The following is a 17,487-nucleotide window of genomic DNA, read 5'->3' on the forward strand; positions in this document are numbered from 1 at the left end:
CCTCTTTTTTAAGAGGTTGCAAAAATACGGAATTTATAAATGATTTTTTTAATTTAGACGAGTGAAAAATAAAGTAAAGCGTACTATATTAATGCTATTAATTGCCGTGATACTATTTTCGGCATCAATGGTGATCCCCGCGTTACATAATTCAAAATTTAAAGACCTGGTACAGGGCGGCGCGTTGGGCTTAACGCTTGCCGGTATCATCAGCATAATTACCCTGATCATTGATTATTTGCGGGAAAGTAAACGGGGAGCTTAGCTAAGCTAATAAATACTCCTGTTAGCTCCCCCATCAACCTGTATGGTGGTTCCGCTAATATAGGCTGCCTGTTCCGATGCTAAAAAGGCAACCAGGGCGGCCAGTTCTTCGGGTTTGCCTATGCGGCCAAGCGGTATACCTTTTGTTTTTTCTTTTAAAGCCTGTTCGGGGTCAATATCCTGAGGTAGTGTATGTTTGATCCTGTCGGTAAGGACCAGGCCCGGGGCTACGTTATTTACGGTGATGTTATAAGGTCCAAATTCGTCGGCCATTAATTTGGCCATGCCCACCACGCCCATGCGCATACTGGTTGACAATACCGAATTGCCCAGCACCGCCTTTACCGAGCCGCTGATGATATTGATGATACGCCCGCTGCCTGTTTTTTGCATGTGCGGCAACACCAGCCTGCTCAAACGCGCAAAGCTGAGCAGGTTTAGCTCAAATGCTTTTTGCCATTGTTCATCATCAAAGTTCTCGAACTTATCAAACGGCGGACCGCCGGCATTGTTCAATAAAATGTCTATCTGCCCAAATGCTGCAGCCGCTTTTTTAATAAATGCATCTATCTCATCGGCTTTTGATACATCAACCGGTATATCGATCACCACGTTACCGGTAAGTTGTTTTATCTCGGTTGCTGTTTTGGCAAGCTCCGTTTCATCGCGCGAACCAATGATCACTCTTGCACCTTCGGCAGAAAGTGCTGTGGCTATAGCGTTCCCTAATCCTTTGCTGGCTGCCAATATTACAGCTACTTTATTATTGAGTTTAAGATCCATAAAACCTCTCCTAAATCCTCTCCTAAGGAGAGGACTTTAATTAACATATTTAAAATTATTGTTTCCAACTCCCTCTCCTTTGGAGAGGGCTGGGGTGAGGTTATTCCTCAATATCTGGTCCTTTAATTTTTTGGCGATCGATACCACGCTCCAGGCTTAGTAAAAATGCAGGCAGCAGGGTCAGGTTGCTGATCATGGCTACCAGCAGGGTAATAGATAGCAAAACACCCAAAGCCACCGTACCGCCAAATTTTGATACCGCGAATATACCGAAGCCAAAAAACAATACCGTTGCAATAAATATCATGCTCACCCCGGTTTCTCGGATGGTATCTGATACGATGTGCGATATGGTTTTTTTGCTGTGCCGCAGTTCATGACGATAACGCGTTATAAAATAAATGGTTTGATCTGACGAGATACCCATCGCTATACTAAAGATCAATATAGTTGATGGTTTTAACGGGATACCAAAAAAGCCCATGATACCGGCCGTAATGATAAGCGGCACCAGGTTGGGCAATAGCGAAACGGCAATCATTTTTACCCCTCTGAACAGGATCCACATTACCCCGGCAATTAATAAAATGGCCCAGGCCAAACTTTCGTACAGATTGGTTAGCAGGTAATTGGTACCCTTTATAAATATAATGCTGGAACCAGTAAGCTCCACATGGAATTTTTTAGGATCGAAAATAGAATCGATACGTGGCTGCAGTTCGGCCAGCACGGCATTCATTTTTTTAGACCCGGCATCAATCATTTCGAACGTTACCCGGGTTACCTGGCGGGTACTATCCAGGTAACTGTTTAATGTACCGGAGCTTTTACCGGAGTTACCTGCATAGTTGAGGATAAAATTTTGCTCCAAACCATCGGGTAAACGATAGTATTCAGGGTTGCCCCCATAAAATGCCTGGGTCGAAAATTTCAATACCTGTATCAAAGATATTGACCTGCTAAACTCAGGATAGGATGAAATAAGCTTTTCCAGTTTTTCAACCTTGCGAATGGTACCCAGGTTCATGACACCGTTTTTACGCTTGGTGTCAATACTTACCTCCAAAGGCAGCACCCCGTTAAAGTTCGATTCAAAGAACCGAAGATCGCTGAGTGTATTGTTATGCTGGGGCAGGTCATCAACCACATAGCCATTAATGTTGATCCTGAATATTCCAATAACCGAAATAACGATCAGTATTAGCGTTACAATGTAAATACCTTTACGTTTATGGTGCACCAGGGTATCCAATTTAATCAGGAGGGTTTTCATTAATTTACTATCCTTAATGCCCGTTTTTGCTTTGGGGCTTGGCAAATAGCTAAAAACAATGGGTACCAGTATAAGGCTCAGTGCAAATGTAGCCAGTATGCTCAGCGAGGCTACCAGGCCAAACTGGGTCAATAATTCGCTATTGGTAAAGCAGAGTACGCCGAAACCAATAGCGGTAGTAATGTTGGCTATAAAAGTGGTTATCCCGGCTTTTTCAAGGGCAATTGTCAGGGCATCCATTTTATTGCCCGATATTTCAAACTCGTGGTAATACTTATTCAGGATGAAAATAGTGTTTGGGATACCAATAACCACCACCAGCGGCGGGATGATACCCGTAAGGATGGTCATTTCATAATGCATTAACACCAGTGTCCCCAGGCTCCACACTACCCCAAGCACCACAATAAGCACCGGGAAAATAACTGGAAAAACCGACCTGAAAAAAATTGATAATATCAATGCTGTGATCAATATCGACAGACCTAAAAACATCGAGAACTCGTGCGCAACCAGATCGCCAACAACAGTACGTATAAGCGGCAGGCCAGAGTAATGTACCTTTATGCCATGTTTTTGTTCAAACTGCTGGCCAAGCTGATTTATCTTTTTAATGATGGGTACACGATAAGGTGTATTGATAATTTTATCATCAAAAGTAATGGCCATTAAAGTTGATTTGCCATCATCGCTCAATACAAGGCCTTTATAAAATGGCAGATTTAAAAGCTGTTGCTTTATACTATCAACAGCCTGCGTGCTTGGCAATACTCCGTTAACCAACGGTTTAATTAAAAAGCGATGGTGCGTGGTGTCTTTTTGCAGGTTGTAAACATTAGCTACAGAAACTACTGCTTTAATGCCTTTTACCTGCTTTAACTGGGTGCCTATCTGATACCAATCGTTAAATACATCCTTATCAAAAATTTTATCAGATTTAATACCAATCACCATGGATGACGCATCCTGGCCAAAGGTTTTTTTGAATTGGTTGTAACGTATATAGGCCGAATCGGTAACCGGGAGCACCTTGCCGCCATTAAAGGTTATCTTTACTTTTGATGCCTCAAATCCCATAAAAGCGCTCAGTGCTATAACGCAGACAAATACGATAAGCCTGTTTTTAAGGATAAAAGAAGCAGTATGTTTCCAGAACATTATTTGTGATATTAAGGGCGGTGCTAAACTACGAATTTTGATCTATGTGACGGTTGAAGATATTGACTTTGTGACAATGCCATAACCGCCAGCACTTTTTTATAGCCACCAGAGGGTAAATAATTAAGTTAATAAGTACCAATAACAATGTATTTTTGTACATGAAAAGACTGATACGCAGTTTTGGCTTTGCCTTTAAAGGCTTACAATATGCAACAGCTTCCCAGCTCAATTTCAGGATACACCTGGTGGCCAGTATTGTTGTTATAGGTTTGGGCTTTGCACTGCAAATTTCTGTTGATGAATGGCAATGGATCATGCTGAGCATTACTTTGGTGCTGGTAACAGAGCTTTTAAATACGGCTATTGAAACATTAACCGACCTGGTTTCGCCTACTTATAATATTAAAGCCGGGCACGTTAAGGACGTAAGCGCCGGAGCTGTGGTAGTTGCTGCCGCGTTTGCCTTTATTACAGGCCTCATCATATTTATACCGAAACTTCTTTTACTGTTACCACATGCTGCATAAAACCAGGGGCATTGTATTTAAGGCAACCGACTATGGCGAAAGCAGTGTTATTGTACAGATCTTTACTGAAAAATTTGGTCTGCAATCATACATAATCAATGGTGCTAAAAAGCCAAAAGCCAAAATTGGCCGCAATATGCTGCAACCCCTCCACCTGCTTGACCTGGTGGTTTATCATAAAAATACAGGCAGCGTACAGCGAATAGCCGAACTTAAAAATTCGCCGGTACTGCAAACTATTCCTTATGATGTAATAAAAAGCTGCCTGGCTATGTTTTTGAACGAAGTATTATATAAAGCCATAAAGCAGCAGTCGGCCGATGAAAATTTGTTTGATTTTGTATTTAGCGCCATAGAGTGGCTTGATCATCAAACGGACAATGTGGCCAATTTCCACCTGTTATTTTTAGTACAGCTTACACGGTACCTGGGCTTTTACCCCGATAGATTTTTGGCCGGCAACGCCGATTACTTTGACATGAAGAACGGCACATTCAGCAAATACAAACCCGACAGTGTTTTATACCTGTCGCCGCCGCATACACAAAACTTTAGCCTGCTGCTGCATTGGAGTTTTGAAAATATGCAGCAATTAAAGTTTAGTAATGACGAACGCCGGTATCTGATACAAAAACTATTGGAATATTACGCCCTGCATATCGAGGGCTTTGGCAATATACGCTCGGCAGATGTGCTGGAAGAGGTGCTTGCTTAGTGAGATGAATAACCGGCATCGCAATAAAATTACTGTGTCCCATCTGAATCTGATCGAGATACCGGTATCCTGAATTACTGTTCAGAATGTTCTAAAACATGTTTTTTTATAAACTCAATACTGGAATCTGGCAAATCACTGCCTCCAGTTTGAACGATACTACCATCAGGCTGAATCGCCAGTTCAGCTTTAATATTACTATCTATAAAAACATGTAATTTGTTTTGTTCTTTTTCTACCCGACAGGCCAGCTCCCGGCCCGAATAATTGATGTGAAATTCGTATTTACCATCTTTAGCTGCAGGTGAGGTGTCTTTTGGATCGATCATGATACAGTGTTTATTGGTGTTAACACACTAAGTTGCATGATGTTTAATTTATCGGTAAATAAAATTATAAAACCCATTTAAAACAAAAAAAGAGAAAGCCAGGGCTCTCTCTTTTTTTTAGTTGACTGACCTCATTATTTACCATAAAGAACTAATTGGTTAGATCGATAATAACAATTGTTACAAATATATGCACTATAGAGTTAGTAGACTAATTTTTTAATAAAAATTTAACATGCATTTTGCTTATAATGTGCACTATAGCTAATAAACAGGTTATTTAAGACGATATCTATTTAACAAATACACATTATAACATGCCTGGTGGGGTGGCATCCGCTCCATGCTTACAGGAGTTTTATTGTTTTTAATCCATCAAAGATATTTACTTTTGTCATCGCTGTAGCATAAGTGGTTATTTATTAAAAAGTTAAGAATTACTTAATGCTTATATAAGTAGATTCGCGTGGTATAGCTATTATATAATTTGGAAAAGGTAAAAGCAAAGTTTAATGTGTTGTGGGGTTATGTGGTCAATTTTTTCACTACCCTGTTTAGCAAAGAGAAAAGCAGACAATTTATAAAAGATCATCTGTTTAACCCTCATCATTCTGCCCGGCTCAAAGCATCATCAATTGGTTTTGGGGTATTTATGGGCATAGTTCCAATTTGGGGATTTCAGCTCTTAGTGGCCTTTTCGCTGGCTATGTTATTCAGGTTAAATAAAGCCCTGGTTATTTTAGCAGCACATATCAGCTTTGCACCTATGATACCTGTAGTAATTTTTCTGAGCTATAAAGCAGGTGGTTACTGGGTGGGAAACAAAAATACAGATATTCCTTTTACCGCTAACATGACTATAAAATCAATTAGCCTTCACATGGAGCAATACTTATATGGCAGCATATCCCTTGCCATAGTTGCCGGGATAACGGCGGGCTTATTAACCTTTGCATTACTTAAAATATTTAAAAAGGAAGTTGTTATTACTACAACTTAAGTTGTCAAACAGCTGATACTACAAACATTTATTCCCCCATCGCATCATCAAAGTTCCATCCATTATTTAAAGGGACGTCATTGTAAAACCATTTACCAATAAGTTAAAAGGATTTACCCTATCAAGCAACTTACGCGTTATCAACGAAAACGTTATCGTAAATAAAAACAGGTAAAGCCTATGAAAAACTGTTCACTCGGAATATTTTTGATAAGTACAATAACAAAATTTTAACCAATTGTAAATAAATAAGCGCTTTAATTAAAAACGACTTAATTATTAATTGTAAATATTGCTTTCTATATTCCGTGAATTTTCATTGTCCTGCAGACATGAATACTGTTATGCTGCATATTGCATGACAGGGTAAATAGTAGCATATTGATAAACCATTAACCTTAGATCATGAAAAAATAAATCAAGGCTCACCAAAAAAAAGAATCGGTAGTGGGTTCAGCACTACCGAAATCTGTATTGTCCCGTTAAGCCAAACAACAACATTAAATGTTGCAGGGGACTCTTTTGCCTAATTCAAACGGAAATTTAAATAAGCAATACAAATATGAAGAAAAAACTTTCACAATTTGTCGTATAAACGGCTTTTACGCAGGATATTATCTGTAATAATTAAGATACCTAACCTATAACTCCGGGTTTTAAATTCCCTGTATTGCATCAATTAAATTTTATGGTAAGCTAAACAGGTCCTGCATGCAGGATCTGTTTAGCTGTTTGCGTAGCAAAATGAATCAGGTAATTGCTTTACTGAATCAAAACAACCTACAAACCAACCAATTAAGTATTAAAATTATGAGAAAACAAATTACTCTCCTTATTTTATTTTTACTGGCAAGCTGTACGCTTGCCCTCGCCCAGGATATATCTGTAAAGGGTACTATTAAGGACGATAAAGGATTGCCAATACCTGGCGCAACTGTCAGGTTAAAAGGCGGCACCAAGGGCGTCGCGGCCGATTTAAAGGGTAATTATACCCTTAACGCACCATCAAACGGCACACTGGTATTCAGTATAATTGGCTATACAACGCAGGAGCAACCTGTAAATGATCGCACAACTATTAATGTTAACCTGGCCGAAGATAACAAACAGCTAAACGAGGTAGTTGTGGTTGGTTACGGAACGCGGCAAAAAAAGGACGTTACCGGCGCGGTATCCAGCGTAAAGGCTACACAGCTTGAAAACGAAAACCCCAACAGTATTGGCGATGTGCTTAAAGGCAATATCCCCGGGCTTTCCGTAAGCATGAATACATCGGCAAAGGGCGGCGGCGATCTGCTGGTGCGCGGAAAAACCACGCTAACCGGTAATACATCGCCATTAATAGTATTGGATGGGGTTATTTATCCTGGTCAGCTTGCTGATATCAACCCTAATGACATAGCATCAATTGATGTACTGAAGGATGCAAGTGCGCTTGCCGTATATGGTTCAAGATCAGCAGCCGGTGTGGTTGCCATCACTACAAAAAAGGGCAAAAACGGCCCGCCGGTTATTACACTTAATTCCAATTTTGGTATAGCACAATTAGAAAAAGAGCAAAAAGTATATGGCCCTCAAGGGTTTTTAGACTGGCGTGCAGATGTAATGAGAAGCATCAACGTCAACAACCCTGGTTATCAATATACTGACCCCAGAAATTTACCTGCCGGTGTTACATTGCAGCAATGGATGGATTTAACAAAAGCCACCGGCGACCCGGTTGATCAATGGTTAAGCAGACTTGGTTTGGTAGCAAATGAAAGAGCTAATTACACAGCCGGCAAAACAGTTGATTGGTTTGATAAGGTTTTTCGTAATGGTTTTAGACAGGATCATACGGTCAGCATGTCGGGCAAAAGGGAAGATGTTAGTTATTACATGTCATTAAACTATACCAATAATCAAAACCTTATTGCCGGGGGTAAATATAGCAATATACGCGCCCGGTTAAACCTGGAAGGACAGGCCACTAAGTTTTTAACCGTTGGTATTAATGCACAGTATGCAGTAAGAGATGAGAGCGGCCTTCCAACTATTAGTAATGTTACTGATAATACGGTTGACCGGACCCATACCACCGAAGCTGACTGGACCCAGATCACCAATAACTCTCCTTATGGCGATTTTTATAACCCTGATGGTTCATTAAGAAGGATACCAACCGACGATGCCGGGCTAAACGCCAGGAACCCCTTTTTAAATAATTATTACGATGAAAGTATGAATGTGCAAAATACACTGTTTGCAAATTTGTATGCCAGGGTAACATTGCCATTGAATATTACTTTTCAAACAAATTTTACACCCAGTTTTGACTCCTACCGCAATTTTTATCACAGTTCATCACATAACCCCAATGTGACTGTACCAGGCGGTCAGGCTCAAAGGTCAATGGAAAACAGGTATAACTACCAGGTAGATAACTTACTCAAATGGAACCAAACCTTTAATAATATTCATAATATTGATGTTACCTTATTGGTTAATACAGAAAAATATCAATCATGGCTCACCAGGGAAACCAATGAAGGTTTTAGTCCTGATGACGACCTGAGTTTTCATAACCTTAGTGCAGGTAATAAACCAACAGCAAGCAGCGATGACCGTTACTCCACTGCAAATGCATACCTGGGTCGTATAGGCTACACCTTAATGCAGCGTTATTTGCTTACTGCTTCCATCCGGCGGGATGGTTATTCGCTCTTCGGACAAAGGCATCCGAGCGACAACTTTCCCTCAGTGGCAGCAGGCTGGATATTTACCGATGAGGAATTTATGAAATCAAATAAGTGGCTAAACTATGGAAAGCTACGTTTATCATACGGTGTTAACGGTAACCGTGATATAAGAGACGCTACCGGTACAGTTGACCCTAACAGGGCGCTGGCCGTAATCACGAATGAGAAATATCCAACGGTAACGCCTGGGGGTACAGCCACTGCAAACGCCGCCCTTTACATCAGCAGGATGGCAAGCCTTGAATTAAAGTGGGAACGAACCACTTCATTAAACGCTGGTATTGATTTCACGATCTTTAACAACCGCTTAAATGGTTCAATAGATGTTTATAATAAAAAAACAACCAACCTGCTTGTCCAAAGAGCATTGCCAGATGTGGCGGGCTTCTCAGATCCTAATAACGCCGGCAACAGGGGTGTTATATCAAATATAGGCGAAGTAAACAATAAAGGGTTTGAATTTAACCTTACCAGTAAAAACATAGCATCAAGTAATTTTATCTGGAGCAGTACACTCAACTTTTTTTTAAACCGCAATACCATCAAACATTTATATGGTTTAGCTAATGTTATTAACGCCGACGGAACCACAAGTCGTGTTGAAAACAGTGATAAGGCCAATGGCTGGTTTATAGGAAAAGATATTAACGCTGTATGGGATTATAAGATATTAGGGGTTTGGCAAACCAATGAAAAGGACCAGGCTGCCCTATACGGTGCTGTACCTGGCGATTTTAAGCTGCAAAAGCTGGTAAACAGCGGCCCTAATCAATATAAATACACTGATGATGATAAACAGTTTTTAGGTTCAAAGTCGCCAAGATTTACCTGGACCTTACGCAATGATTTCAATATCTATAAAAACTTTGATTTTTCCTTTTTGCTGCTTTCAAACTGGGGCCAGCTCAGACAATATAATCAGTCTATAAATAATCAGGGTGGTGTAAGTATTTCAAGAACATCCTCATATGTACAGCCATACTGGACACCGGCTAATCCCATAAATGATTATGCCCGCTTAAATTCAGGCTCAAGTGGTACCACTATCAATGTATGGCGAAAAGCTTCGTTTATACGGCTTAATACAGTTTCAATAGGCTATAATTTCCCTAAAACCTGGCTTACACCTTTAAAAATACAAAGTGCAAAATTATATGCTAACGTAACCAATGCCTCGGTATATGCCCCCAGCTGGGATTATTGGGATCCTGAAAATGACGGACCAACTCCAAGGTATATATCAGTAGGCGTAAACGTAGTATTTTAAAAATTGAACTGATGATCATGAAAAAGATAAATAAAAAAATAGCAGCAATGATTACTTTAACAGCATTGTTGATTACAGGAAGCTGTAAAAAGGACTTTTTAAAACCTAAAGATCTTTCTGACTTTACTCCGGATCTTACCTATAACTCTGTACCTGCTATGCAGGCGGCGCTTAATTATCTGAGCAAGAATTTAAGAGCAGAGTTTTTTGGCGACTCGGCACCGATGCTTACTGAGTCTATTTTTTCCGATGTTGCCGTTGAGGGTACTACAGATAAAACAACGCCAGCCCAGGATCTGAATGTGCGTATCACCCCTACTGCTAATTTGAACAGTGATGATTATAACAAAATTGGCTGGTATTGGCGACAATGGTACCAGGGAGTGCGTTATGCCAATACTATCATATCGCGCATTGATAATGTTAAATATACATCTGATGCACAGCGAAATTTGATTTTAGGCACCGCATATTTCCATAGGGCCTATTGCTATTACCGCCTGGTTCATGAGTTTGGCGATGTACCCTGTCCAATTAAAGAAGAAACGGTTCCTAATGTTGCTTATGCCACGGTAAAACGGGAGGTAATACTTCAGCAAATGAAAACTGATTTGGAGTTTGCACAGCAATGGGTAACCGATGGCGGCAATAAAGGTGATGTTACCAAGGGAGCCGTTAACCACTTACTTACCAAAGTTGATTTGGCTTTGGGTAAGTTTGATGATGCCATTGCAGCTGCAAGTTCTGTAATAAACAGTGGCCCATATCATTTAATGACTGGCCGTTTTGGAAGCACCGGCGCCGACGCAAGCAAGAATGTTATCTGGGATTTGCACCGCCCGGATAATAAAGCCATTGCTGCTAATACCGAGGCTTTATACCTGGTAATTGACAGGGATAACCTGGAAGGTAACACAGCCAATGGTTCACAACTCATGCGTAATTGTACGCCATTTTATTCTCAGGCTAATACGATACTTACGCCAGGTAAAAACAAAGCAGGAATAGTTGACGCGGTAACGGCCGAAATTCCGCTTACACTTTATTACGGCAGGGGAATAGGCAGGTACAGGGGAACACCATATAGCACACAATACATCTGGACAGACAATACCGATTTAAGACATGCTCCCGGAAACTGGATAAACATGACCGACCTGGTTTATAACAACCCGGCTTTAAAATCAGGTTCAAACGCAGATCCCGACTGGTATGGCAAGCACCTGGAACAATGGACAAAAGACAACGTAGCTACAAGATTTATAAATGGTCCCCGGGATACCATACGCTGCTGGTTTGGCTGGCCTCATTATAAGGTATTTATAAGTTCAACTAATTTAGCTACTGATAAGTATTGGAGTCCGCCACGTGGTACCAATACTGACTGGTATGTGTTCCGCTTAGCCGAAACATATCTGTTAAGAGCCGAAGCATATGTATGGAAAGGCGATCTGGTGAATGCAATGGCCGATCTGAATGTAGTTAGGGCACGGGCGCAGGCAGCCCCGTTAACCGATCCCAGTAAGGTTAATATAGGCACCGTACTTGACGAGCGGGCCAGGGAGCTTTATTGGGAAGAGCCCCGTAAAACCGAGCTCACCCGTATGGCCTATATTTTTGCTTTAACCGGTAAAGCATCAAACAGCGGCAAAACATACAACCAGAATAATTTTTCTGAATCCAACTTCTTTTATGATCGCATTATTGAAAAGAATGATTTTTATAATAAAGGGGTAATTACCAATTCAGGAAACACTTTTACCATATCGCCATATCATGTTTTATGGCCTATACCCAATAGCGATATTCAGTTAAATATTAACGGGCATATCAATCAAAATAAGGGATACTCAGGCTCAGGAAGTAACGTTCCGGCATTGGATAAAATTCCATAGTTTACCTATAATGCGGATAAAGCCATAATGGTTTTATCCGCATTATTTAAACCGGTAAGGTTTGCATTCATTGTTTATTAAACCCAAATAATAAACATTTTAAAATGTTACCAACAGCCAAATAAATTATTGATTAACATACAATTACAAAGCAGCATAACAGTTATTAACACTACCGTGTTAATAAACATCCCGGCTATAAGCTCATATGTACCTTTTCATATCAAGTAGGCCTCGTATGTGATTTTATATCAAATGTCTCTTCTAAACCGGTCAGGTTTTGCTTACAATTATCAGCACATATAAATGCAATTAAAATAATTTTCACAATTACCTTGTTTTGTTGTTAGTCAATAAATAAGTAATCAGTGATGAGGAATTTCGAAGTAGTAATAGGCCACGGCAAAGAATCTGAGGTGTTTGATGTTAGGGATAATAAGGACCATGGTAACGGTAAATGCCAGTTTGAGGTATTTCGTAATGAAGCTATAGTACTGAGCTTAGAACCGGAAGGTCCTTATCTACGCACATGCAGCAATCCCGGCAACCTGGCTGAGGAAATCATTTATCAGATCATCGCAAAAATAAAATTAAACCGACTATAGCTGTGTAGTTTTATTAATCAGTAGTTTTTTTACCCAGAGCAAATCTTCAGGCAACAAAAAACCCCTCAGAATTTAATCTGAAGGGCTTAAAAGTGTGGGGGTTACTGGGTTCGAACCAACTTCCTTAAATTTGATTTCTTGAATAGTTTAAAGAATGAATCTACCTTTAACTGACAATATATCATTAAGGGTGTTCTTACCACGCGAAAATCCTTTGATTCGGCGTGTGAAAATAATTTTTCCATGAGGTTTTCCTTATAGATATCAGCCTCAACGGGGGTAAAATATGGCTTCGAAATATTTTTTATTTCAAAAAGATTGATACAATCGCTGGCAGGTGTTTGCCTGTTAGGGTCGGCTAATCCAAGCCATGACTCATAATAATATCTAAAATCGGATATTTCAGGCGCAGTACAACTTGCCAAATATCCTCCTTTAGCATACCAGAAGTTATACCAGATCCATCCTTGTTCTGATGAAAATAAACCCACCTTATTTATTCCTTCCTTGTTCAAAAGCTGGATGTTTTTCCTCCAATTTTCAAAGGTTTTTGTAAGCAACATTATTTCTTGCAGAGATCGTGAATGCAGGTTATGGGTCATCCCCTTACTATGAAAATATATGAAATTATTATCGGGATATTGTATTGCCAAGTCATATAAAAGTTTAATTGCAGGATACTCAAATTGATTGTTATACGAGGCGCTAATTATAGCGGCAGGTACTATGCTATTAATTAGCCCTTTTATTTCTTCAAGGTAATTATTACTGTCCGTAACATGAATATACAAATCGGCCTCTGATAATATACCATAGCTTTTCAATTGATATAATTGGCCTGAAACTATGGCACGCCAGTTTGAATTTGGACTTGTGTATATATAATATATGATCTTTATTCTATTAATTTTGTTTGTCAGATCAAGTTTTATATTTTCAATATATTCGTCTTCTGCTAAATTGAAAACTTGATCATTGACTGATATTTGCAGGTAGTTTCTTTTGTTATTGCCAACTTTACCAAACAGCGTATCAAAATTAGTATGTTTTGGAATTTCAATTATATTACCATTCAAATACCTCTTAACTTTGTCGGTAACATCGATAACATCAGAAGGTAACATATCAATATTAAACTTTCCATACAAGGCATTCATTTTTTAAAGACGATAAGGTTTATAAACAAAATAATATAATTAGTTTCTTATACATAACAAGAAACTAATGCAATCATAGTAATAACATATATATTATATTTTTATTATGACTGTTATTATTTAAATAAAATAATGCATCAGAAAGAGCCTATTAGCAGGGGAAATCAACAAAAAACCCCTCAGAATTTAATCTGAAGGGTTTAAAAGTGTCGAGGGTTATTTATTTTTACGCTTTCTTTTCTGTACCATAATTGACCATCCAGCATACCCCGTATTTATCTTTAAAGCTGCCAAAATAATCACCCCAGAACTGATCCTGCATGGGCATTTCCACCTCGCCGCCCTCTGATAAACCTGCAAATAATCGGTCTGCTTCGTCTTTGCTTTCCGGGCTAACGCAGATGTAGTTGTTATTGCCTACTACCAATTTTTGCCCCATAGAAGGCATAGTGTCCGAAGCCATTAGCACATCGCCACCTGTTATTGGCAAGGCAACATGCATCACCCGGCCTTTTTCTGCTTCAGTAATATTTTCGCAGCCCGGCGCTTCACCCATTCTCATAACACCTCCTGCAAACTCACCACCGAAAACGGATTTGTAAAAAATGAACGCTTCTTCGGCATTGCCGTCAAAGTTCAGATACGAATTCAATTTTGCCATGATAATTATTTAAAAAAGTTATTTATTATAATCAATTCACAATACTGTAAACCTGCCGCTTAATAGCCTAAGCCATCATCCATATCATATTTTACGGCTCCATAATCCAACACCTTACGCATCAGGCCCAATTGCCCGAAAAGATAGCTTTCACGGTCTATGCACATACCCACCGTGTTCAGCTTGTTCTCTTCTACGTAAGAAACATTCATCCCGAATTCATGGGCCTGCACAAGTTCCGCCTCCTCCACGGATAGTAACTTTTGATATAACAGCGGTGATATCTTATGCCATTCCTTTTTTAGCACATCAAGCGATGGATATTTGGCGTTTATATCCAGCGCTTTTGCATCCTTAAACAGATCTTCGTTCGGATCTTTCCCTGGAATGCCCAAAACACCAGCCAGCCAATACCGGCAGTTAACCAGGTTCCCCACCATCCAGGCCAAATGGTTGGTTTTATTTTCAATACGCGTTTGGGCATCCTGTTCCCGAACACCATACAGCATGTTGTTAAACATCTGGCTATGCATGCGGTAAGCCGGGATAACGATTGTCAATGATTTAGCTACAGGCTTTTCCATTGTGTTCTTTTTATAAAATTAAAGTTTACTGTTCTGAGAGTTCCTTTACTATTTCCAGGCCTTTGGTAAAGCCATTGTTCATCATCTCTTCCCATTCTTCTCCTGTTTGTACAGAAGCTTTGAGGGTGGTAATGCCGTTGTTTTCGGAAAGGTGATATTCTTCTAAGGAGCCCGCCCAGCTCTTCACTTTTTCGCTGGAGGTATCTTCTTTTCCATCTATTACTTCGCCCAGGTGCTCAAACACAATTTCATGTGGTTCGTTCTTAGCCTTTAGGGTACTCACCATGCCGTTGCCTTTAGTATCCAGAAAAAGTGTTTTCCCGCCTATTTTCCAATCACTTTGCATAGTAGAGCCGCCGTTAGGATTAAAGGGGGCCGTCCATTGGGAATACGTGGCTTCATTCCAAAGCGTATCCCAAACTTTTTGGGCCGGTGCTTTGATTTCTTTTGTGTACTGTAACGTTTTCATAAGCTTATTTTTAAGAGCTTTGTGTTTTATTACAACAAAATTATAGTATAATACAAGAGGCCGTGAGGCATAAAAAGACAATTTAAGGGGTAGATTGCGACATTATTCAATCGCGGCCGATGAGATACACCAAATATGCTTACCCAACCGCTTTATCACATATGAACAGTTTTCTGGCATGGATGGTTTTTATTTATGCAGATTTCTTCAGCACATCAAAGTTTAGGTCGTGTGGTGTTAGCCACAAGTCTGGATTATTACTCAAACTATATATGGAAAAGAGCTCTTATTTAGAGCTTACCTTATATCGAACCATTTCCTTGTTGATTTGCGGTTAATAGCGGATTTGAACCAATAAATTATTTACTATATTTATTTGCAATGATTATTAAAATTATATTTATCTAAAATTATAAGGCAATTAATTTAATGATCACTCAGGAGCACATAGACAATTTTAGTAGTGAATTGACGAAGATTTTAAATTCCGAACTTCGACTTGGTAACGAAATTGTTGAAACCTCCAAAGGTTGGCCGAACGAAGAAACTATTATGGTTTTTCTAAAATCCCCATTTATTGGGTGTTACAAACTTAACGATATCGATTATCGGGACATCAATGATATCCACTATTGGAAAGCTGAGTATTTTGACAAGTCGACAAATCATGGGCTTGCCTGCAAATTTGATGTAGATCGGGTTTTTAATTTTTACCATAATACAATCGCTCATTCTCGGCTAAATACGCACATTTGGGGTTCGATTAGCCGTCAGTTTGGCTACTTTATTTTAAAATAGTTTCCATTTGATGCAGATCTGTTAATGAACATTTTCCTATTTGGAAATTTTTAAGGATAAGATTCGCAATTGAGAATTGAAAATTGTCTACCAAATCGTCGACTAATTTTTCCAGATAGCCTTCCTTGGAAATCTGCGGAATATAAATGTGTGCTTTAGCAGTCGTATTAGTTGTTAAGAAACCTTTTTTTACAAGAATTCTGACAATGGTTGAAATAGTATTGTAAGCGGGGAGTGGTTTTTTTTTCCAATTTTTTATAATTTCATTTACATTGCCACTTTCTAATTCCCATATAATTTGCATTACCTCTTCTTCTAAGCGCGTAAGTTTAATTATCTCCATTTTAGATGAATTTTTTGTACAGCGATTTTTGTTGACTCCATTAATCTAAAAGCAAATATATCTTTAATAAATAATATTTTTTTATTAACTGTTTAAATTTCTAACTTCATAAAAATATAACTCGTATTATGAAAAAAAGAGGCATTCAACACGCTTATTGGCTGTTATTATTAATTATTTCCTCATGTGTTTCAAAAAAAGAAATACTCCCGGGTTTTGTAATGTATAATTCATTAAACGATATGGATAGCCCTGGAGGAATATATCGGATTGGACAAGACAATAAAACTGTCCGATTAGTTGAATATAGGGATAACACGCCAGCTCCCAATCCCATTCAAGTAAGCAACTCGGAGAAATCTAAGGTTATAAACATTAAAACCCTATTATCATTTCTTTCAAATGGCGACACAACTATAGTCGGCAGTCTTGGAGTCAATTCAAAAAAAAATATTAAGATAAATATTAAGATCGTGCAAGGTCAGCTTTATAAAATGACGGATGAAGACATGAAAATATATAATAAAGATCTAAGAAAAAGGCTAATAATTGACACATCACTTCCAGAGAATAAGCCTTCAATGTATTTTATTTTAAGGGAAGCGGTATCAGCAAAAGAAATTTATCTTGACCTCAGGAAACTCCCTGCTATTGACTCATCATATAAAGAAAAAATAAGGCAGGTAACAGAGGGACGGCCTAATATAGTCTGGTTAAATTCAAATGAGATAAAAATTTCTCTTAAAGAGGATGAACTTGTATTTTACAAAACGGACAGAATTTTACTTGTTAGCGACCCAAGCGGCAATGCTGAGTTAAAGTTCGAGCCATTGGATCCTAAAAGTACCAAGCTGTTGAATTTTGAAAATTAATTTAAATTTCTGAAAAGTTATTACTCAAAATATAATGTGAAAGTAC

General features: G+C 38.9%; 16 protein-coding genes. 8 read left to right on the top strand and 8 right to left on the bottom strand.

All coding sequences use genetic code 11. The features are described from left to right. Window positions 1-61 precede the first annotated feature (61 nt). Window positions 62-265, top strand: a complete 204-nt coding sequence (locus M2273_RS16780) for a hypothetical protein (RefSeq protein ID WP_429398860.1) — start codon at window positions 62-64, stop codon at window positions 263-265. A gap of 5 nt (window positions 266-270) precedes the next feature. Here M2273_RS16780 and M2273_RS16785 read toward each other — a convergent pair whose 3' ends face one another. Beyond that, window positions 271-1,047 carry an SDR family oxidoreductase gene (locus M2273_RS16785; protein ID WP_429398862.1) on the bottom strand — a complete coding sequence of 259 codons (777 nt, stop codon included), beginning with the start codon at window positions 1,045-1,047 and terminating at the stop codon, window positions 271-273. 100 nt (window positions 1,048-1,147) lie between these two features. Continuing rightward, a complete protein-coding gene (locus M2273_RS16790) occupies window positions 1,148-3,478 on the bottom strand; it encodes an efflux RND transporter permease subunit (protein ID WP_429398864.1) in 2,331 nt (776 codons plus the stop codon). A gap of 161 nt (window positions 3,479-3,639) precedes the next feature. Here M2273_RS16790 and M2273_RS16795 point away from each other — a divergent pair, with 161 nt between their 5' ends. Together M2273_RS16795 and recO are read left to right on the top strand one after the other, a co-directional pair. After that, window positions 3,640-4,008 carry a diacylglycerol kinase gene (locus tag M2273_RS16795; RefSeq protein ID WP_429398866.1) on the top strand — a complete coding sequence of 123 codons (369 nt, stop codon included), beginning with the start codon at window positions 3,640-3,642 and terminating at the stop codon, window positions 4,006-4,008. Then, complete coding sequence (gene recO, locus M2273_RS16800; protein WP_429398868.1) at window positions 3,998-4,723, top strand: DNA repair protein RecO; 726 nt, start codon at window positions 3,998-4,000, stop codon at window positions 4,721-4,723. Before M2273_RS16795 ends, recO begins: the two co-directional genes overlap by 11 nt. 74 nt (window positions 4,724-4,797) lie before the next feature. Here the strand turns inward: recO and M2273_RS16805 are convergent, their stop codons facing one another. After that, entirely contained in the window at window positions 4,798-5,052 is a 255-nt protein-coding gene (locus M2273_RS16805; RefSeq protein WP_429398870.1) for a hypothetical protein, read from the bottom strand. Window positions 5,053-5,539: 487 nt separating this feature from the next. Between M2273_RS16805 and M2273_RS16810 the strand changes: the two genes are divergently transcribed. The 4 genes from M2273_RS16810 (at window position 5,540) to M2273_RS16825 (ending at window position 12,557) form a co-directional block, all read left to right on the top strand. Continuing rightward, window positions 5,540-6,052 (top strand): DUF2062 domain-containing protein, encoded by a 513-nt coding sequence (locus M2273_RS16810; RefSeq protein ID WP_429398872.1) that lies wholly within the window; start codon window positions 5,540-5,542, stop codon window positions 6,050-6,052. Window positions 6,053-6,862: 810 nt separating this feature from the next. Further along, window positions 6,863-10,057, top strand: a complete 3,195-nt coding sequence (locus tag M2273_RS16815) for a SusC/RagA family TonB-linked outer membrane protein (RefSeq protein ID WP_429398874.1) — start codon at window positions 6,863-6,865, stop codon at window positions 10,055-10,057. Between the two features lie 17 nt (window positions 10,058-10,074). Beyond that, on the top strand, window positions 10,075-11,952 hold the full coding sequence (locus M2273_RS16820) for a RagB/SusD family nutrient uptake outer membrane protein (protein ID WP_429398876.1): 1,878 nt from the start codon (window positions 10,075-10,077) through the stop codon (window positions 11,950-11,952). A 371-nt stretch (window positions 11,953-12,323) separates the two neighbouring features. Then, complete coding sequence (locus tag M2273_RS16825; protein WP_429398878.1) at window positions 12,324-12,557, top strand: hypothetical protein; 234 nt, start codon at window positions 12,324-12,326, stop codon at window positions 12,555-12,557. A gap of 101 nt (window positions 12,558-12,658) precedes the next feature. On the opposite strand, the gene M2273_RS16830 is transcribed toward M2273_RS16825, so the two are convergent. The 5 genes from M2273_RS16830 to M2273_RS16850 all read right to left on the bottom strand — a co-directional run bounded on the left by M2273_RS16830 (window position 12,659) and on the right by M2273_RS16850 (window position 16,569). Then, on the bottom strand, window positions 12,659-13,714 hold the full coding sequence (locus tag M2273_RS16830; RefSeq protein WP_429398880.1) for a hypothetical protein: 1,056 nt from the start codon (window positions 13,712-13,714) through the stop codon (window positions 12,659-12,661). Window positions 13,715-13,940: 226 nt separating this feature from the next. Beyond that, complete coding sequence (locus M2273_RS16835; protein ID WP_429398881.1) at window positions 13,941-14,375, bottom strand: VOC family protein; 435 nt, start codon at window positions 14,373-14,375, stop codon at window positions 13,941-13,943. 59 nt (window positions 14,376-14,434) lie between these two features. Further along, window positions 14,435-14,959: a DinB family protein gene (locus M2273_RS16840; protein ID WP_429398883.1), complete on the bottom strand. Its 525-nt coding sequence runs from the start codon at window positions 14,957-14,959 to the stop codon at window positions 14,435-14,437. A gap of 25 nt (window positions 14,960-14,984) precedes the next feature. After that, a complete protein-coding gene (locus M2273_RS16845) occupies window positions 14,985-15,428 on the bottom strand; it encodes an SRPBCC family protein (protein ID WP_429398885.1) in 444 nt (147 codons plus the stop codon). A 784-nt stretch (window positions 15,429-16,212) separates the two neighbouring features. Next, window positions 16,213-16,569 carry a BlaI/MecI/CopY family transcriptional regulator gene (locus tag M2273_RS16850; RefSeq protein ID WP_429398887.1) on the bottom strand — a complete coding sequence of 119 codons (357 nt, stop codon included), beginning with the start codon at window positions 16,567-16,569 and terminating at the stop codon, window positions 16,213-16,215. Window positions 16,570-16,697: 128 nt separating this feature from the next. On the opposite strand from M2273_RS16850, the gene M2273_RS16855 reads away from it, so the two are divergent. Next, window positions 16,698-17,441 (top strand): hypothetical protein, encoded by a 744-nt coding sequence (locus M2273_RS16855; protein WP_429398889.1) that lies wholly within the window; start codon window positions 16,698-16,700, stop codon window positions 17,439-17,441. Window positions 17,442-17,487: the final 46 nt, after the last annotated feature.

The sequence above is a fragment of the Mucilaginibacter lappiensis genome, from assembly GCF_050433765.1.
GTDB classification, from domain to species: Bacteria; Bacteroidota; Bacteroidia; order Sphingobacteriales; family Sphingobacteriaceae; genus Mucilaginibacter; species Mucilaginibacter lappiensis_A.